Origin of the sequence: Mycobacterium sp. 20KCMC460 (assembly GCF_022179425.1) — a bacterium.
GTDB lineage: Bacteria > Actinomycetota > Actinomycetes > Mycobacteriales > Mycobacteriaceae > Mycobacterium > Mycobacterium kiyosense.
Genome location: NZ_AP025524.1, coordinates 4681478 through 4697513, shown reverse-complemented (window position 1 = coordinate 4697513; position 16036 = coordinate 4681478). Strand labels below are relative to the sequence as shown.

14 protein-coding genes are annotated in these 16036 nt (G+C 67.0%); 4 read left to right on the top strand and 10 right to left on the bottom strand.

The features are described 5' to 3' along the window. The 9 genes from MKCMC460_RS21615 to MKCMC460_RS21575 all read right to left on the bottom strand — a co-directional run bounded on the left by MKCMC460_RS21615 (position 1) and on the right by MKCMC460_RS21575 (position 10125). Entirely contained in the window at positions 1–1152 is a 1152-nt protein-coding gene (locus MKCMC460_RS21615; RefSeq protein ID WP_236976946.1) for an acetyl-CoA C-acetyltransferase, read from the bottom strand. Positions 1153–1210: 58 nt separating this feature from the next. Continuing rightward, positions 1211–1909 (bottom strand): TetR/AcrR family transcriptional regulator, encoded by a 699-nt coding sequence (locus MKCMC460_RS21610; RefSeq protein ID WP_238306033.1) that lies wholly within the window; start codon positions 1907–1909, stop codon positions 1211–1213. A 193-nt stretch (positions 1910–2102) separates the two neighbouring features. Then, positions 2103–3260: an ATPase/transcriptional regulator EmbR gene (embR, locus tag MKCMC460_RS21605; protein WP_238304785.1), complete on the bottom strand. Its 1158-nt coding sequence runs from the start codon at positions 3258–3260 to the stop codon at positions 2103–2105. 251 nt (positions 3261–3511) lie between these two features. Further along, complete coding sequence (locus MKCMC460_RS21600) at positions 3512–4228, bottom strand: C39 family peptidase (protein ID WP_236976943.1); 717 nt, start codon at positions 4226–4228, stop codon at positions 3512–3514. 169 nt (positions 4229–4397) lie between these two features. Next, complete coding sequence (locus MKCMC460_RS21595) at positions 4398–5096, bottom strand: C39 family peptidase (protein WP_236976942.1); 699 nt, start codon at positions 5094–5096, stop codon at positions 4398–4400. A gap of 173 nt (positions 5097–5269) precedes the next feature. Continuing rightward, positions 5270–5647 carry a DUF4189 domain-containing protein gene (locus MKCMC460_RS21590; protein ID WP_236976941.1) on the bottom strand — a complete coding sequence of 126 codons (378 nt, stop codon included), beginning with the start codon at positions 5645–5647 and terminating at the stop codon, positions 5270–5272. Between the two features lie 16 nt (positions 5648–5663). Further along, positions 5664–6404 (bottom strand): LppX_LprAFG lipoprotein, encoded by a 741-nt coding sequence (locus MKCMC460_RS21585; protein WP_236976940.1) that lies wholly within the window; start codon positions 6402–6404, stop codon positions 5664–5666. An 89-nt stretch (positions 6405–6493) separates the two neighbouring features. Beyond that, positions 6494–8401 carry an ABC transporter ATP-binding protein gene (locus tag MKCMC460_RS21580; protein WP_238304784.1) on the bottom strand — a complete coding sequence of 636 codons (1908 nt, stop codon included), beginning with the start codon at positions 8399–8401 and terminating at the stop codon, positions 6494–6496. Next, positions 8398–10125: an ABC transporter ATP-binding protein gene (locus MKCMC460_RS21575; RefSeq protein ID WP_236976938.1), complete on the bottom strand. Its 1728-nt coding sequence runs from the start codon at positions 10123–10125 to the stop codon at positions 8398–8400. Before MKCMC460_RS21575 ends, MKCMC460_RS21580 begins: the two co-directional genes overlap by 4 nt. A gap of 192 nt (positions 10126–10317) precedes the next feature. Here MKCMC460_RS21575 and MKCMC460_RS21570 point away from each other — a divergent pair, with 192 nt between their 5' ends. Together MKCMC460_RS21570 and MKCMC460_RS21565 are read left to right on the top strand one after the other, a co-directional pair. Beyond that, on the top strand, positions 10318–10827 hold the full coding sequence (locus MKCMC460_RS21570) for a DUF3558 domain-containing protein (protein ID WP_236984314.1): 510 nt from the start codon (positions 10318–10320) through the stop codon (positions 10825–10827). An 8-nt stretch (positions 10828–10835) separates the two neighbouring features. Continuing rightward, positions 10836–11378, top strand: coding sequence for a DUF3558 domain-containing protein (locus tag MKCMC460_RS21565; protein ID WP_236976937.1), 543 nt, complete (start codon positions 10836–10838; stop codon positions 11376–11378). On the opposite strand, the gene MKCMC460_RS21560 is transcribed toward MKCMC460_RS21565, so the two are convergent. Continuing rightward, positions 11375–11890 (bottom strand): histidine phosphatase family protein, encoded by a 516-nt coding sequence (locus MKCMC460_RS21560; RefSeq protein WP_236976936.1) that lies wholly within the window; start codon positions 11888–11890, stop codon positions 11375–11377. The two genes, MKCMC460_RS21565 and MKCMC460_RS21560, sit on opposite strands and share 4 nt — an antisense overlap. Positions 11891–12256: 366 nt before the next feature. Between MKCMC460_RS21560 and MKCMC460_RS21555 the strand changes: the two genes are divergently transcribed. Together MKCMC460_RS21555 and MKCMC460_RS21550 are read left to right on the top strand one after the other, a co-directional pair. Next, on the top strand, positions 12257–13408 hold the full coding sequence (locus tag MKCMC460_RS21555) for an exonuclease SbcCD subunit D (protein WP_236976935.1): 1152 nt from the start codon (positions 12257–12259) through the stop codon (positions 13406–13408). Beyond that, a complete protein-coding gene (locus MKCMC460_RS21550; protein ID WP_236976933.1) occupies positions 13405–16032 on the top strand; it encodes an AAA family ATPase in 2628 nt (875 codons plus the stop codon). Before MKCMC460_RS21555 ends, MKCMC460_RS21550 begins: the two co-directional genes overlap by 4 nt. Positions 16033–16036: the final 4 nt, after the last annotated feature.

Genomic DNA, 16036 nt, shown 5'->3' with positions numbered 1-16036 from the left:
TTAGATCCTCTCGATGATCGTAACGTTGGCTTGCCCCCCGCCTTCGCACATGGTCTGCAGGCCGTAGCGGCCACCGGTTCGTTCGAGTTCATGCAGTAGTGAGGTCATCAGGCGGGCACCGGTGCATCCGATGGGGTGCCCGAGGGCGATCGCCCCACCATTGACGTTGACCCGAGCGGGGTCGGCTTCGAGTTCGGCCTGCCAGGCCAGGACCACCGGTGCGAACGCCTCGTTGATTTCGACCAGGTCGATATCGTCGATCGACAGCCCAGTTCGCTTGAGCGCGTGGCGGGTGGCTGGGATCGGCGCAGTCAGCATCATCACCGGATCGGAGCCGAGCACCGACATGTGGTGAATCCTGGCCCGCGGCGTCAGTCCGAAGCGCTCGACGGTCTCACCGGATGCGATCAGCAGTGCTGCGGCGCCGTCAGAGATCTGGCTGGCCACCGCCGCGGTCAGTACGCCGCCCTCGGTCAGCGGGGGCAGCTTGGCCATTTTGGCCAGGGAGGTGTCGGGTCGCGGGCCTTCGTCGTTCACGACGCCGGCATAGGGGGTGATCTCGCGGGTGAATCGACCTTCGGCGATCGCGGCAGCGGCGCGCTGGTGGCTGGTCAGCGCAAATCTTTCGTTGTCCTCACGGCTCAGTTTCCATTGGCTGGCGATCAATTCTGCGCCGCGGAACTGCGAGATCTCCTGGTTGCCGTACCGGGCCTCCCAGCCGCGACATCCGGTCCACGGATCGACCGAGCCGAACGGTTCGCCGGCGGCGAACGCGCTCAGAATGGGGTACTGGCTCATCTTCTGTACCCCGCCGGCGACGATCAGGTCCGCGGTGCCGCTCATCACGGCCTGTGCGGCGAAATGCACCGCCTGTTGCGCCGATCCGCACTGCCGGTCGATCGTCACGCCGGGTACGGATTCGGGCAGGCCTGCGGCCAGGGCGGCTGTCCGTGCGATATCGCCGGCCTGGGAGCCGATGTTGTCCAGGCAGCCGAGAATGACGTCGTCAATGGCTTCGGGATCCAGGTCGTGTCGCTCGACGACGGTACGAATGACATGGGCGGCCATGTCCGCGGGGTGCTCTTCGGCGAATCCCCCTCCGCGTTTACCCACCGCTGTCCGAACCGCATCGACGATGAAGGCTTCAGTCACCTACATAATTTAACATAGAATCAAAAAGCTGGGGCTTCTGTCGCCAGTGGTGGTGATCTCACCGCTTAGCGGTCGATGTACGTGCCTTGCGGGCCCCGCGCACCTGCGGACTTTCCTGCATGTTCAGTCCGTGGCGGATCAACGATTGGGCAGTGGCCACGATATTGTCGACGGAGTCGCGTCGAGGATCGCGCCATTCTGCTGCCCAGTTGAGAGCCCCGAGCACCAGCAGTTGCGCGAAACGCAGATCGATATCCGACCGGATTTGCCCGTCGGCTTTGGCGTTGTCGAACAGCCGGCGCCACACCCGTCCGTAGCTCGCCTCCTCTTTGAGCTGTCGAGCGCGCAGATGCTGGGGGATCTGTCCGGAATTGCGGATCGAGGCGGTGGCATAGTCGGAGATCTCGAGTTCATGACGTAAGTGGGCCTCGACGGCAGTCATGATCCGATCCAACGGCGAGGTCTCCGGCGGCAGGTTGTTCAGCGACTCCTGCACGTGTTGGCGTAGATCGGCGATGCCGCAATACATCACCTCTTCGATGAGTTCCTCGCGGGAGCCGAAGTAGTAGTAGATCGCGGGCGCTTGCAGCTCGGCATACTCGGCGACATCTGAAAGTCTGGTACCGGCAAAACCTTTCGCACTCAAGACGTGTGCCGCGGCATCGAGGATTCGGGCCCGTGTGCGGGCGGATTTGGAATCAGCGTCGATGGCCGTTCCGCGAGTGGAGGCCGCCACAGATTTTCTAGGCACACGCATATCGTAGACGTGGTTTTGGATCCAGGATAAATAAGGGCGGTCGCGGTGTGCTGGAACGAAAGCCACCTCGGCCAATCCCTGAAAGGCCATGCCGGATTGCCGATCGGCCGGCTCGAGTACGCGGCGCAATTACCCTAGAGCGCAACGAAAGTATTGTGCGACAGCTACATTCACGGCTGTCCCGGCGCCCCCGTCAGGCCTCGGTGCGCGCGGTGACCCGGAACGTGAATTCGTGATCGCAGATCCGGATATGGTCGCCGTCGTTGATGGTGGCGGCGACGCGGATCCGCTGGTGGCGCACATGCACACCGTTGGACGAGCGTTGGTCGTTGATGATGAAGTTGGTTCCGGTGTCCACGATGACGGCGTGGTGCCGGCTGACGTTCGCGCTGTCCAGGACGATGTCGTTGTCACTCAGCCGGCCGATCCGGGTCGCGGCCCCGTGCAGCTGGTAGTCCCGCCCGGTGGCGAGGTCATGCAGGTAGGCGGTGACCTGCTGGCTGGCAGCCATGGTGCGCTGGTCGAGCGCCGTGACGGTGCCGACGGCGGTGACCTTCGCGGTCTGCTTGGCGTCGAGTGGTTCCTGGCGGAGCACCCGCTCGTTGAGCGCGCGCAGGTTCGGCCCCGGGTCGATGCCCAAGTCGTCGGCGAGCGTCGTCTTCACCCGGCGATAGGCGTTCAGGGCGTCGGACTGACGGTCGGTGAGGTAATAGGCGGTGATCAGCTGCGCCCACAGCGGTTCCCGGTAGGGGTGCTCGTTCGTCAGCGCCTCCAGCTCGGAGATCACCGCCGAGGCCCGGCCACAGGCGATCTCGGCTTCCGCCTTGGCGGTGTGGGCGATGATCTTGTCCTCCACCAACGCGGTGGCGAACGAATCGACGAATTGAAAGTCGCGCAGATCGTCGAGGACCGGCCCGCGCCATTCCTTCAGCGCCGCCGACAGATGCTGACTGGCCTGTTCGAACCGGCCCGCGGCGGCGGCGTGCACGCCCGCCGTCTTCTCCGCGATGAACCTGCCCAGATCGCAAGTGTTCTCGGCAATGGTGAGCCGGTAACCGGGTGGGGCCGCGGCCAACACCACGCGAGAGTCCACCCCGGCGCCGCTGACCAGCTTGCGCAGGTTGGACACGTAGGAGTGGATGCTGGCCCGCGCCCCCGACGGCGGCCATTCCTCCCAGAGCGCGGTGATCAGCGAGTCGACCCCGACAGGCCTGTTGCGATTGATGACGAGCATGGCCAGCACCGCCCGTTGTTTGGGGGTGCCCAATGGCACCAGCGTGCCGCCGATGCTCATTTCAAGTGGTCCGAGCACACCGAACTCGAGACTTACGTCCATCGCGCTACCAGCCATTCCGGGTCCTACGCGGCTATCGATGCCCGGGCCGGGCACCGTACCGAGACCTCGTTATTGTCTCTCGACCTCTACGAATCGTTTCACTGCGGGTCCTGTCATTGTGGGGCATCGCACCAGGAAGTTCGTGGATCATCGCGCTACTGATTGCCCTGCCGTAACCCGAGGCCGGACGACGCAGGAGCATGCAGAGCGAGGCCCAATGCCGGGTTCGCGATGAATTGGGGCACAGATCGCGAAATTGCGCCGCGTCACCTCACCGTTCCGCCGGTGAAAACCAGGAAATAGTGGCTGGTGGCCCACGCCCTGAGGAACAGCTCCAGCGGGATCTGCTCGTCGCGGCCTGTTCGGGTGCCGCTGTCGTTGAGGTGTACGACCGCACGGGCGGTGTCGACGCCGGTCACCACCACGGCGTGGTCGGATACCGGGTTACCGTCGTCGTCTTTGCTCTCGACCGGCTCACCCCAGATCATTTCGGCGTTGACGCTGACTATCACCGCGTGTCCGGCGCCCAGGTAATGTTCCAGGGCCTTCACTCCGGTCGCGAGGCCCGTCTTCTCCGCCTTGCTCTCGTCGGTCATCTGAGCGCCGATGCCGTAGTGCCCCAGTAACGTCGGGATGTCCATCCGGCTGGTTCCGTTGCCCGAGTTCGGGTTCTTCTCGTCGACGGGTTTGATGTAGATCGAGCCGGGATGCATGGTGCTCGGCGTGGATTGCGCGACGCGGATGATCGCCTCTTCCTCGGGTTCGCTACCGGTCATTTGGCCGACCACGTCAGCGCTGGCCATCAGGACGCAGTCGTCGTACTTCTGGTAGCGCCACCACTTGGCGGCCGCGGCAGGGTTGCCGTATGTGATGCCGGCGGCCGCGCCAGCCGGGGCGGCCAGGCCCAGTCCGGTGGCGCCAAAGACCGTGACCGCCAAGACCACCAGGATGCTCTTGGCGTGGATGAGAAGCCTGCCGCGCATGGTCTGTCCCCTTCTGTGTCGTCGTCGAGAAAAGGTTGGGGCAGCGGCCTTCTTGGAATCTGGGCGAATTCTTGGGGCACTCGACTGCGCCGCGCACACAACGAAGGCGGGCAGCCGGTCCGGTGTCACACCGGTGGCTGCCCGCCCGCCCAGACGCCCGGGCCTCACGTCACTTGTGGGTCTCCCGGGTGACCGTCATGAAGTTGCGGCCGGTGGCCCAGGCCTTGACAAACACGGCCATCGGGATCTGTTCGTTCTTGCCTTTCTCGGTGCCGCTGTCGTTGAGGTGGACGACGCCGTTCGCGGCGTCGATGCCGGTGACCGCCACGGCGTGGTCGGCGCGGGGCTGGCCGTTGCTGCCCTTCTTCTCGATCGGCTTGTTCCAGATCATCTCCGCGTTGAGTACGACGATCACGGCGTGTCCGCTGCCCAGGTTCTGTTCGAGGGCCTCGATTCCAGATGCGTGGCTGTTGTCCGCGTGAATCCCATAGTGCGCCAACAGCGTCGGCAGGTCGTACGGGTCGGTTCCCATACCGGAGTTGGGGTCGTTCTTGTCGGCCGGCTTGACGTAGACGGAGCCGGAGTGCGAGGCGCTCGGGGTGGATTGGGCGACTTTGACGATGGAACGTTCCGAGGGCAGCTTGCCGGTGATCTGGCCGACCACCTCGGCGCTGGACATGATGGCGCAGTCGTCGTACTTCTGGTGCTGCCAGTACTTCTCGGCGGCAACCGGGTCGCCGTACATGGGACCGTTCCCGGAAGCCTGGGCGGGTCCGGCGAGTCCGAGCGCAAGAGCGCCGGCGGCCGCAGTGGCGACCAGAGCGAACTTGGCGGTCTTTGCGATGCTGGTGATCTTGATGCCGGTCATCGGTGCTGCCTTTTCTCCGGGTTGTTGGTCCGCGGTGCGGAGTGCTTGAGAAAAGGCTGCGGCGTCGGTCTTCTGGTTATCTCTACGATTTCTTGGCGTGACCGGCCGGCGCTGCTGCCGACCCGATGACTGCGCGAATCATGTTTATCTGACCGGATAGTCGGCGACCGGCGTCAGTTGCAGGACCAGGTGTCGATATAGCCGCCGGGGAGCTTGCCCAGGGCTTCTTTCATCGCAGTGCGCAGATCCGGACCGGTCCCGGCCTGATATTCGGTATCTCCGCCGCCGCCTTTGGTGGCGACGGCGCCACACCCGGTGAAGCTGATCATCACCTTGCATTCGGTGGACCCGCAGGATTTCACTGCTGCAGCCTCGGCGTCCTCCTTGGCGGGAGTGCCGTGCGAGCGTCCCCACATGCCGTTAGGGGCGTACGCGATGGCGCCGTAGGAGTCGGCGGCCTGGACGGCGGGCGCCAGGGCGACCGCGATCGCCGCACCGCCCACCAACCGGGCGACGGTAACCGTCAGCCGCCGCCGGGAGCTGCTCGTCATCAAGAATTCCTACTCTCTAGCCGGGTTTGGTCACGGTGACCTGTTTGCCCCAGTCGGACATGCTCAGCGTTACCGATGCGTTCGCGGTGGGGGAGATCTGGACCTGCACGAGGTGGGACGACCCGTCCGACGCGGTCCAAACGGTGGTCGGCACGGTCGAGACGTTCGCTTCGGTCAGACGGACGCCAGCCAGCGTGGCGATGTCGTCGGCCGACGAGTCACCGGTGATCTTGGTGGTGGCGACCCCGTCGAGCTGCTGGCTGCCGGCCACCGAACCGTTCTTCAGGTTGGTCAGCAGATTGGCCAATCCCTTGCCCGGATCCAGCAGTACCGAGACGTTGTAGATCGAGGCGCCGGTGCCGAAATCGGTGTATGAGCCGGGCTGGCCCAGATCGCAGTAGAGATGCCCGTCGACGAAGACGAATCGGGCCTCTTGACTGTCACCGCCCAGCGGCACCGTCGCAATGCCGGTGGCCGCGGTTTGGGGTGTGTTGGAGACGTCGCCGTCGAATTTGCGCACGCCGATGTTGGGCACCTCACCCTGCACCGCGACCTTGAGGTGCGTGCCAGTGACTTTGCGCATCACCTCAGCGGCCGATTTGAGCAGCGTCGCCGCCTCGGCCCTGGTGGCCGCGGTGGTGCCGGTGGATGTTCTCGCGCCGGTCGACCCGTTGCTGCCGCAGCCGGCGAGCACCAGCGCCACGGCCAGCGCGGCGGCGACCAGACCCCGGCGGTCGGCACGCGGTGGGAGCTTCATCGACATCTCCTAACGGTGGCCTCCAGCTCTTCCTGCATAACCATCGGCGCGCACGACAGTCAACAGCCCGCGTCCGACCCCAGCCAGATTCATGCCCGGGTCATTTCGTAATAAGCACCGCGGCGCGCCAGCAGTTCGGCGTGGCTGCCTTGTTCGACCGCGCGCCCCTCCTGGACGACCACAATGCGGTCGGCATCCCGGATCGTCGAGAGGCGATGCGCAATGATGAAGCTGGTCCGATCGCGGCGAAGTTCGCGGGTGGCGCGGGCTATCAGCAGTTCGGTTCGGGTGTCCACCGAACTGGTCGCCTCGTCCAGGATCAGTAGTTGCGGGCGGGCCAGGAAGGCGCGGGCGATCGTGATGAGTTGCTTCTCGCCGACGCTGATGTTGCCGCCGTCGCCGCTGATCCTGGTCTGATATCCGGCCGGGAGCGTATGCACGAACCGGTCCACGTAGGCCGCCCTGGCCGCCGCCACCACTTCCTCCGGGCTGGCGTCCGGCCGGCCGTAGGCAATGTTCTCCTCGATCGTGCCGTCGAACAGCCAGGTGTCCTGCAGCACCATGCCGATCCGGGAGCGCAGTGCGTGCCGGTCCAGGGAGGCGATGTCCACCCCGTCGATCAGGATTCGGCCGAATTGCACCTCGTAGAAGCGCATCAGCAGATTCACCAGGGTCGTCTTGCCGGCGCCGGTCGGCCCGACGATGGCCACCGTGCTGCCCGGTTCGGCGATCAGCGACAGATCGTGGATCACCGGGTGTCCCGGGAGGTAGGCGAAACTCACGTGCTGGAACTCGACCCGGCCGGGCCGGTCGGCGGCGACCGGCAGCCCGGGGTGGCGGTCCGAGCTGTCCTCGGGCTCGTCGAGCAGATCGAACACCCGCTCGGCGCTGGCCACCCCCGACTGCAGGGTGTTGTACATGGCGGCGACCTGGCCGACCGGGGTGTTGAATTGGCGCACGTACTGGATGAACGCCTGAATGCTGCCCAGGGTGATCTGTCCCGCGGCCACCTGCAAGCCGCCGATCACCGCGACCGCGACGTAGCCGAGGTTGCCGATGAAACCCGTTGCGGGCCCTACCAGGCCGGAGAAGAACTGCGAGCCGAAACTGGCGTGATAGACGTCGTCGTTGAGCTGGCGGAACTGCGCTTGCGCGCTGGCCTGGTGACCGAACGTCTTGACCACGGTGAACCCGCTGTAGGTCTCCTCGATATGCGCGTTGAGCCGCCCGGTGCTGGTCCAATGCGCCAGGAACAGCCGCCGCGACCGGCGGGTGATCGTCCGGGTGGCCAGCAGCGACAGCGGTACCGTCAGCACGGTGATGAGCGCCAGCAGTGGTGAGATCCACAGCATCATCGCGAACACGCCGACGACCGTCAGCACCGACGTCACCAGTTGGCTGATCGTCATCGACAACGACGTCTGCATGTTGTCGATGTCGTTGGTGACGCGGCTGAGCAGTTCGCCACGCTGGTGCCGGTCGAAATAGGACAGCGGCAGCCGGTGCAGCTTGTCCTCGACGTCGCTGCGCAGTCTGGTGACGGTCTTCTGCACGGTGACGTTCAGCAGCCGGGCCTGGCCCCAAAGCAGCAGGGCGGCAACCAGATACAGCAGCAATGCCAGCGTCAGCGTGCGGATGACCGCACCGAAGTCCACGCCTCGGCCGGGTGTCACATTCATCCCCGACAACAAGTCGGCGAAGGCGTGGTCGCCACGGGCCCGGGCGGCCGCGACGGCCTGTGCTTTGCTGATGCCTGCCGGCAGTCGGCGTCCGACCACGCCGTCGAACAGCAGATCGGTGGCGTGTCCGAGGATTCGCGGCACGGCAACTCCGACGGCGGTACCGGACACACCGAGCACCATGACGGCGACACTGAGCCCGCGGTGCGGGGCCAGTCGCCGGATCAGGCGGCCAGCCGATCCCCAGAAGTCCCGGGAGCGCATGTTAGGCGGGGCGGGGGCGGCGCCGCGGGGACGCGCGTTCATCGGTGCGGTCACCGCATCGCCCCCACCGCTTGCGACGCCGCGAACTCGGCGTAGGTCGGGCACCCGGCCAGCAGGGATTCGTGCGTGCCGGCCCCGACGATGCCGCCCTTGTCGACGACAATAATCTGGTCGGCCTGCGATGCGGTCGAAATACGTTGGGTGACAACGATGATCGTCGCTTCTTTGGCTTCCTCGCGCAGGCTGGTGCGGACTCGAGCGTCGGTGTGTACGTCGAGTGCGGAGAACGCGTCATCAAAAAGGTAGACGGCAGGGCGGCGGATGACGGCGCGCGCGATCGCGAGTCGCTGGCGCTGCCCACCGGAGAAATTGATGCCACCCTGCGCAACCCGCATCTGCAGGCCGTGCGGTCGCACGAAGTCCTCGGCCGCGGCGACGCGCAGCGCGTCCCACATCTGCTCGTCGGTCGCCTCGGCCGCACCGTAGCGCAGGTTGTCCGCGACGGTCCCGGTGAACAGGAAGCCGCGCTGCGGCACCAGCCCGATCGCCGACCACAACCGCTCGGTGCGGTAGTCGCGGACGTCGACGCCGTCGATGGACACCGCGCCGGCGGTGACGTCGTAGAGCCGGCAGATCAGCGACACCAGCGTCGACTTGCCCGAGCCGGTGCTGCCGATGATGGCGGTCGTGGAACCCGGCGCCGCGGTCAGCGAAATATCCTGCAGCACCGGGCAGTCCGCACCGGGATAGGTGAAGGTGACCTGGTCCAGCCGGACCGCCCCGGTGATTCCGTGTGGCGGGAACAGTGGTTGGTCGGGGTCGCCGACGGCCGCGGTGGTGGCCAGCACCTCGGTGATGCGTTCGGCGCACACCGACGCACGCGGCAGCACCACCAGCGTCATCGTCGCCATCAGCACCGCCATCAGGATCTGGGCGAAGTAGGACAGGAACGCGATCAGCGAACCCACCTGCATGCGCCCTGCGTCGATGCGCAGGCCGCCGAACCAGATCAGTGCCACGCTGGACAGGTTGATGGTCAAGGTGGTGACCGGCAGCATCAGCGCCTGCCAGTTGCCCGCACCCAGCGCGGCATCGGACAGCGCCTGGTTGGCGTGCGCGAACCTGTCCCGTTCGAAGTCCTCGCGGGTGAAAGCCCGGACCACCCGCACCCCGGACAGCTGGTCGCGCAGCACCCGGTTGATGTTGTCGATCAGGCGTTGCATGCTGCGGAACATCGGCAGCATGTGGCCGATGATCCAATAGTTCGCGACGGCCATGACGGGGACGCTGACCAGCAGCAGCCAGGTCAGCGCGGCCTCCTGGTGGATGGCCATGACGACGCCGCCGATGCACATGATCGGGGCGGTGACCAGCACGGTCGCCGTGGTCTGAACCAGGAACACGATCTGGCGAACGTCGTTGGTGCTGCGGGTCAGCAGCGTCGGTGTGCCGAATCGGGCCGTCTCGTGCTCGGAGAAGGTGAGGATGTGCTCGAACATCGCGGCCCGCAGGTCGCGGCCGAAACCCGTCCCGATCCGCGAACCGAAAAAGGTCGCCCCCACCGCACACAGCACCTGCAGACCGGTGACCACCAGCATCACTACGCCCAACCGCGCGATCGTGAGCGTGTCGCCCTTGGCGACGCCGTCGTCGATGATCGCGGCGTTGACCGTCGGCAGGTACAGCGACGCCAACGTGCTTATCGATTGCAGCGCCATCAACGCCCCGACCAGCCGGCGGTACGGCCGGATGTACTGGCGCAGCAGTGCCAGGAGCATGGGGTAACTGTCGCACACCCACTCGCGCCGGTACCGCGCCGACCTGCATGGCTGAAATGCCTGATCAGGTGGCGTGTCGGTGGTTGACCTGCAACGGTGCCGCTACAGTGCATCGTGTGACGGGCAGTAGAAGAGGTTGCAGTGCGGCGTAATTTGGCGGCGCGGGTCGTGGCCGCGCTGACCCTGGCGGCAATGCTGCTCGGGGTTGCGGGTTGCGGCGGTTCCGGAGACAACAAGCCGAGCGGCGGGACGGTGCCGTCGACGCCTGGGAACGCCGAGGGCAAGCACGGGCCGTTCTTCCCGCAGTGCGGCGGCATCAGCGACGAAACGGTCACGCAGCTGACCAGAATCACCGGCCTGGTCAACACCGCCAAGAACTCCGTGGGCTGCCAATGGCTGGCCGGCGGTGGTATCTCCGGCCCGCACTTCTCTTTCTCCTGGTACCGCGGCAGCCCCATCGGGCGGGAACGCAAGACCGAGGAGGTGTCGCGCGCCAGCGTCGACGACATCAACATCAACGGTCACAGCGGATTCATCGCGGTCAACAGCGAGGCCAACCTCGGCGAGTCGCTGTGTGAGGTCGGCATCCAGTTCCAGGACGACTTCATCGAATGGTCGATCAGTTTCGCCCAGAAGCCGTTTCCGCCGCCCTGTGACATCGCCAAGGAATTGGCCCGGCAGTCGATTGCGAATGCGAAATGAACAGGTGGATGCGTAGCCTGGCAGCCCTGACGGTGGCCGTTGTTGCCGCTCTGCTGGTCTTGACCGGTTGTACGAAGACGGTCAACGGGGCGGCGGTCAAGGCGGGCGGGGGCGGAGTCCCGCGCAACGACAACTCCGAGAAGCAGTATCCGAACCTGCTCAAGGAATGCGAAGTCCTGACCACCGACATCCTGGCGAAGACGGTGGGGGCCGACCCGTTGGACATCCAGAGCACGTTCGTGGGCGCGATCTGCCGCTGGCAGGCGGCGAACCCGGCCGGTCTGATCGACATCACCCGGTTCTGGTTCGAGCAGGGCAGCCTGAGCAACGAGCGGAAGGTTGCCGAGGGCTTGAAGTACCAGATCGAGACCCGCTCGATCCAGGGCATCGACTCGATCGTGATGCGGCCCAACGATCCCAACGGCTCCTGTGGTGTCGCCAGCGACGCGGCCGGGGTGGTCGGCTGGTGGGTAAATCCCCAGGCGCCCGGCATCGATGCCTGTGGTCAGGCGATCAAATTGATGGAACTGACGCTGGCCACCAACGCCTAACCTCGGGTGCCTTGGCGCGGGACGTGGAATTCCACCAATTCGGCGCTACCCGGTTCCAGCTCTGCCCAGCGATCGGGAACGCGTAGCACCGCGATGCCCGATGTCGGATACTTCTGTGAGATGCGCTCGGCCGCAGCGATATTCGTGCGGCCGTCGGCGAGGATGAGTGCGACCGAGGAGATCGTCGGTTCGTGCCCGACGACCAGCACGGTGCCGATGCCGTCGTCGACCTTGTTGACTTCCGCGATCAGCGCGCCGGGAGTCGCGCCGTAGAGTCGCCCGACGTAGCTGACCGGTGCATCGATTCCGGTGCGCGCCAACGTTTCCCGGGCGCGGGCGGCCGTCGAGCAGAGCACCGCGTCGATGGCGGGCACGTTGGCGGACAGCCATTCGCCGCCCAGCGCGGCCTCGCGGCGGCCCCGCGCGGCCAACGGCCGATCGTGGTCGGCCACCCCGCTGGGATAGTCCGACTTCGCGTGCCGCATCAGTACCAGGGTGTGCCGCTCGTTCACGGGCTCACGTTAACCACTGTCGATGGTCACCGCGCAGTCCGCCCCGCCCGAGCGTCCCGTCCGTGGTCGGTCACCCTGGCCAGGCGGGCGTGCCGGCGCGGGCTGCGATGCCGCGGCCGCGGGGGGCCCGCTCCGTAGTCCGAGGGCAGTTCGTCGAGCATCCACGTGCAGCCGGTCTCGGTCGCCGAACCGGCCGATCGGGTGACACGACAGAGGCCAAAGTGGCACACGAGGTTGGTGTGACCGGCGACCTCACCGCGCGTGGGACTGCGGACCGAACCTCCGATCGGCGTCCCCGGACTTGTCGGCGCCCCGCCCTACACTCCCGGGCATCGGCTTTCACCATTCCGGAAGGGGGTCCACGCCATGCGGTTCCTGCACACCGCCGACTGGCAACTGGGCATGACGCGGCACTTTCTTGCCGGCGACGCCCAGCCGCGATATTCGGCGGCCCGCCGCGACGCGGTGGCCGGGCTGGGAGCGCTGGCCGCCGAGGTCGGTGCGGAATTCGTTGTCGTGGCCGGCGACGTCTTCGAGCACAACCAGCTGGCCCCGCAAGTGATCGGTCAATCCCTGGAAGCCATGCGCGCCATCGGGATTCCGGTCTACCTGCTACCGGGGAACCACGATCCGCTGGACGCGGCGTCGGTCTACAGCGGTCCGCTGTTCAGCACGGAATGCCCGGCCAACGTTGTGGTCCTGGACCGCGCCGGTGTGCACGAGGTCCGGCCGGGATTGGAAATCGTCGCGGCTCCGTGGCGGTCCAAAGCGCCCACCACAGACTTGGTCGCCGAGGCGCTCGACGGACTCTCCGGCGCCGACGTCACCCGGGTGCTGGTCGCGCACGGCGGCGTCGACGCGTTGGACCCCGATCGCGACAAGCCGTCGCTGATCCGTCTCGACTGCATAGAAAAAGCGCTGTCCGACAACGTGATCCACTATGTGGCGTTGGGCGACAAGCATTCGCTCACCCAGGTCGGCGCCAGCGGGCGGGTCTGGTATTCGGGCGCACCGGAGGTCACCAATTACGACGACGTCGAGTCCGACCCCGGTCACGTCCTGGTCGTCGACATCGACGAAACCGACCCGAGCCGCCCGGTGACGGTCGAGGCCCGTCATGTCGGCCGCTGGCGGTTCGTCACGCTGCACAGTCACGTCGACAACGACCGTGACATCGCGGACCTGGACGTGAACTTGGATCTGCTGAGCGACAAGGAACGCACCGTGGTGCGGCTGGCGCTCACCGGTTCGGTGACGGTCACCGATCGCGCGAAACTTGACGCGTGCCTTGACCGTTACGCCCGGCTTTTCGCGTGGGTGGGACTGTGGGACAGCCACACCGACCTGGCGGTGGTGCCCGCCGATGGAGAGTTCGCCGACCTCGGGATCGGCGGGTTCGCCGCTGCGGCGGTCGACGAACTGGTCGAGACCGCACGCGCGGGTGACTCGCCGGACGCCGTCGATGCGCAAGCGGCGCTGGCGCTGTTGCTGCGGCTGACGGATCGGGGTGCGGCATGAAGCTGCACCGGCTGGTCATGACTAACTACCGTGGCGTCACGCACCGCGAGATCGAGTTACCAGACCAGGGCGTGGTGATCATCCACGGCGCCAACGAGATCGGCAAATCGTCGATGATCGAGGCGCTGGACCTGCTGCTGGAGTCCAAGGACCGCTCGACGAAGAAGGACGTCAAGCAGGTCAAGCCGACCAATGCCGACGTCGGAGCGGAGGTCAGCGCCGAGATCAGCAGCGGCCCTTACCGTTTCGTCTATCGCAAGCGGTTCCACAAGCGGCCCGAGACCGAGTTGACGGTGCTGGCGCCGCGCCGCGAGCAGCTGACCGGCGACGAAGCGCACGAGCGGGTCCGAGCGATGCTGGCCGAGACGGTCGACACCGAATTGTGGCACGCCCAACGGGTCTTGCAGGCCGCGTCGACGTGTGCGGTCGACCTCGCCGGCTGCGACGCGCTGTCGCGGGCACTCGACGTCGCCGCCGACTCGGCCGGCGACGCGGCGCTGTGCGGTACCGAGCCGCTGCTCATCGAGCGCATCGATGCCGAGTTCGCGCGCTACTTCACCCCGACCGGCCGTCCGACGGGGGAGTGGGCCGCCGCGATCTCTCGGCTCGACGCCGCCAAGCTCGCCGTGGACGAGTGCACCAAGGCGATGGCCGAGGTGGATGACCGGGTGGCGCGGCATGCGCAGTTGGTCGCTCAGAGCGCGGAGTTGGCGCGGCAGCGCAGTGCCGCCGCCCCGCGCCTGGCCGCCGCGCAGGCTGCCGCGGACCGGGTAGCAGCACTTCGCGACCAGCTCAAGGACGCCAGGCTGGTTGCCGCGGCCGCGGTGGCCACCAGCGCCACATCGCACGATGCGCACACCGCGAGGCTGGCGCTGATCGCTGAAATCGACAGTCGCGCAACGGCGGTCTCCGCGGAGGCGGTCGAAGCGCAGGAGGCGACACGGCAGCAGGCGGTGGCGGCCGCCGAGGCCGACGCCCAGGACGAGGCGGCCAAGCAGGCCGCGGCCGTCCTGGCGGCGGCGCAGCAACGCGCGGAAGCCGCGCAGCGCACTCTCGACCAGATCGCCGAACGCGAAGAGGCCGACCGGCTGAGTGGGCGGCTCAACCGGATCGGCGAGGCGCAGCGCCAGCTCGACGGGGTCTGCACCGAGCTGTCCGGCATCGCGCTGACCGACGAGTTGTCCCGCCGGATAGAAGCGGCCGCAGCCGCCGTCGACCGGATCGGCGGCCAGCTGGAGTTGCTCTCCGCCGTCGTCGAATTCACTGCGGCCGCCGATATCGAGATTGCCGTGGGCGGCCGGCACGTAACGCTGTCGGCGGGGCAGATGTGGCAGATCACTGCCACCGGCCCCACCGACGTCGAAGTGCCCGGGGTGCTCAGCGCCCGCGTCACACCGGGCGCGACCACGCTCGATATCCATGCCGAACACGTTGCTGCTCAAGGTGACTTGACCGAAGCCCTGGCAGCGGCCGGGGTCGCCGACCTCACCGCGGCACGCGCGGTCGAGCGACGACGCCACGAACTGCGGGGCGAGCGCGACCGGCTGACGGCGACCCTGGCCGCGTTGTGTGGTGACGAGCAACCAGACGCGCTGCGCGCCCGGCTGGGCCAGCTGCACGCCCGCGAACCGGCCGCACCGGATCTGTTCACCACCGATGCCAACGCCGCTCGTGCCGAACGCGACGCCGCCGAGGCGGACCGGATCGCAGCGCAGGCGGCGTGCGAGACCCAGCGCCGGCTCGCCGCCGAAGCTGCTCGCCGGCACGCCGAGACAACCACCCGTGCAACGGTTTTGAGCAGCAGCGTGGCCACCCGGCGCGCCGAGCTCGAGGCGGCCGCTGATAAGTTGGCGGCCGAACGGGCCGCGGTCTCCGACGATGCGCTCGCCGCCACCGCCGAGGCGCAGGGCCACGCGGCGCGGGTCGCTGAGTTACGCGTGGCCGAGCTGAACCAGGCGCTGGCCGCTGCGGCACCGGACTCGATCGCCGCCGAGCTCGCCGCGGCGACCGAGGCCGCCGAGTCGCTGCACCAGCGCCACTGCGAGTCCGTCGCCGCGCTCAACCAAATCGGCATCGAGCTTGCGGTGCTGCGCAGCGAGGGACGCAAAGGCAAGCTCGACGCTGCACAGATCGAACTCGAGCACGCCGCCGGGCAGCACGCGCGGATCGGCGATCGCGCCCGGGCTGCTCAGCTGCTGCGCTCGGTGATGACGCGCCACCGCGACACCAGCCGGCTGCGTTATGTACAGCCCTACCGCACCGAACTGCAACGACTCGGCCGTCCAGTGTTCGGGCCGACGTTCGAGGTTGAGGTCGACAGCGCGCTGCGCATCCAGAGCCGGACCTTGAACGGCGTCACCGTGCCGTACGAGTCATTGTCCGGCGGGGCCAAGGAACAACTCGGCATCCTCGCGCGGTTGGCCGGCGCGGCCCTGGTCGCCAAGGAGGACACCGTTCCAGTGGTGGTCGATGACGCGCTCGGTTTCACCGACCCGGACCGGCTGGCCAAGATGAGTGAGGTCTTCGACACCGTGGGCGCGCACGGGCAGGTGATCGTGCTGACCTGCAGCCCCGCCCGGTACGCCGGTGTCACGGGCGCGCATCGCATCGATCTCAGCGCATAGTGCT

What these genes read in the sequence shown, in the direction of transcription:
- MKCMC460_RS21595 (WP_236976942.1), bottom strand. Translation starts at nt 5,096, where the DNA reads ATGACCGGCATCAAGATCACCAGCATCGCAAAGACCGCCAAGTTCGCT.
- MKCMC460_RS21550 (WP_236976933.1), top strand. Translation starts at nt 13,405, where the DNA reads ATGAAGCTGCACCGGCTGGTCATGACTAACTACCGTGGCGTCACGCAC.
- MKCMC460_RS21565 (WP_236976937.1), top strand. Translation starts at nt 10,836, where the DNA reads ATGCGTAGCCTGGCAGCCCTGACGGTGGCCGTTGTTGCCGCTCTGCTG.
- MKCMC460_RS21555 (WP_236976935.1), top strand. Translation starts at nt 12,257, where the DNA reads ATGCGGTTCCTGCACACCGCCGACTGGCAACTGGGCATGACGCGGCAC.
- MKCMC460_RS21610 (WP_238306033.1), bottom strand. Translation starts at nt 1,909, where the DNA reads ATGCGTGTGCCTAGAAAATCTGTGGCGGCCTCCACTCGCGGAACGGCC.
- MKCMC460_RS21585 (WP_236976940.1), bottom strand. Translation starts at nt 6,404, where the DNA reads ATGAAGCTCCCACCGCGTGCCGACCGCCGGGGTCTGGTCGCCGCCGCG.
- MKCMC460_RS21600 (WP_236976943.1), bottom strand. Translation starts at nt 4,228, where the DNA reads ATGCGCGGCAGGCTTCTCATCCACGCCAAGAGCATCCTGGTGGTCTTG.
- MKCMC460_RS21590 (WP_236976941.1), bottom strand. Translation starts at nt 5,647, where the DNA reads ATGACGAGCAGCTCCCGGCGGCGGCTGACGGTTACCGTCGCCCGGTTG.
- MKCMC460_RS21575 (WP_236976938.1), bottom strand. Translation starts at nt 10,125, where the DNA reads ATGCTCCTGGCACTGCTGCGCCAGTACATCCGGCCGTACCGCCGGCTG.
- embR (WP_238304785.1), bottom strand. Translation starts at nt 3,260, where the DNA reads ATGGCTGGTAGCGCGATGGACGTAAGTCTCGAGTTCGGTGTGCTCGGA.
- MKCMC460_RS21570 (WP_236984314.1), top strand. Translation starts at nt 10,318, where the DNA reads ATGCTGCTCGGGGTTGCGGGTTGCGGCGGTTCCGGAGACAACAAGCCG.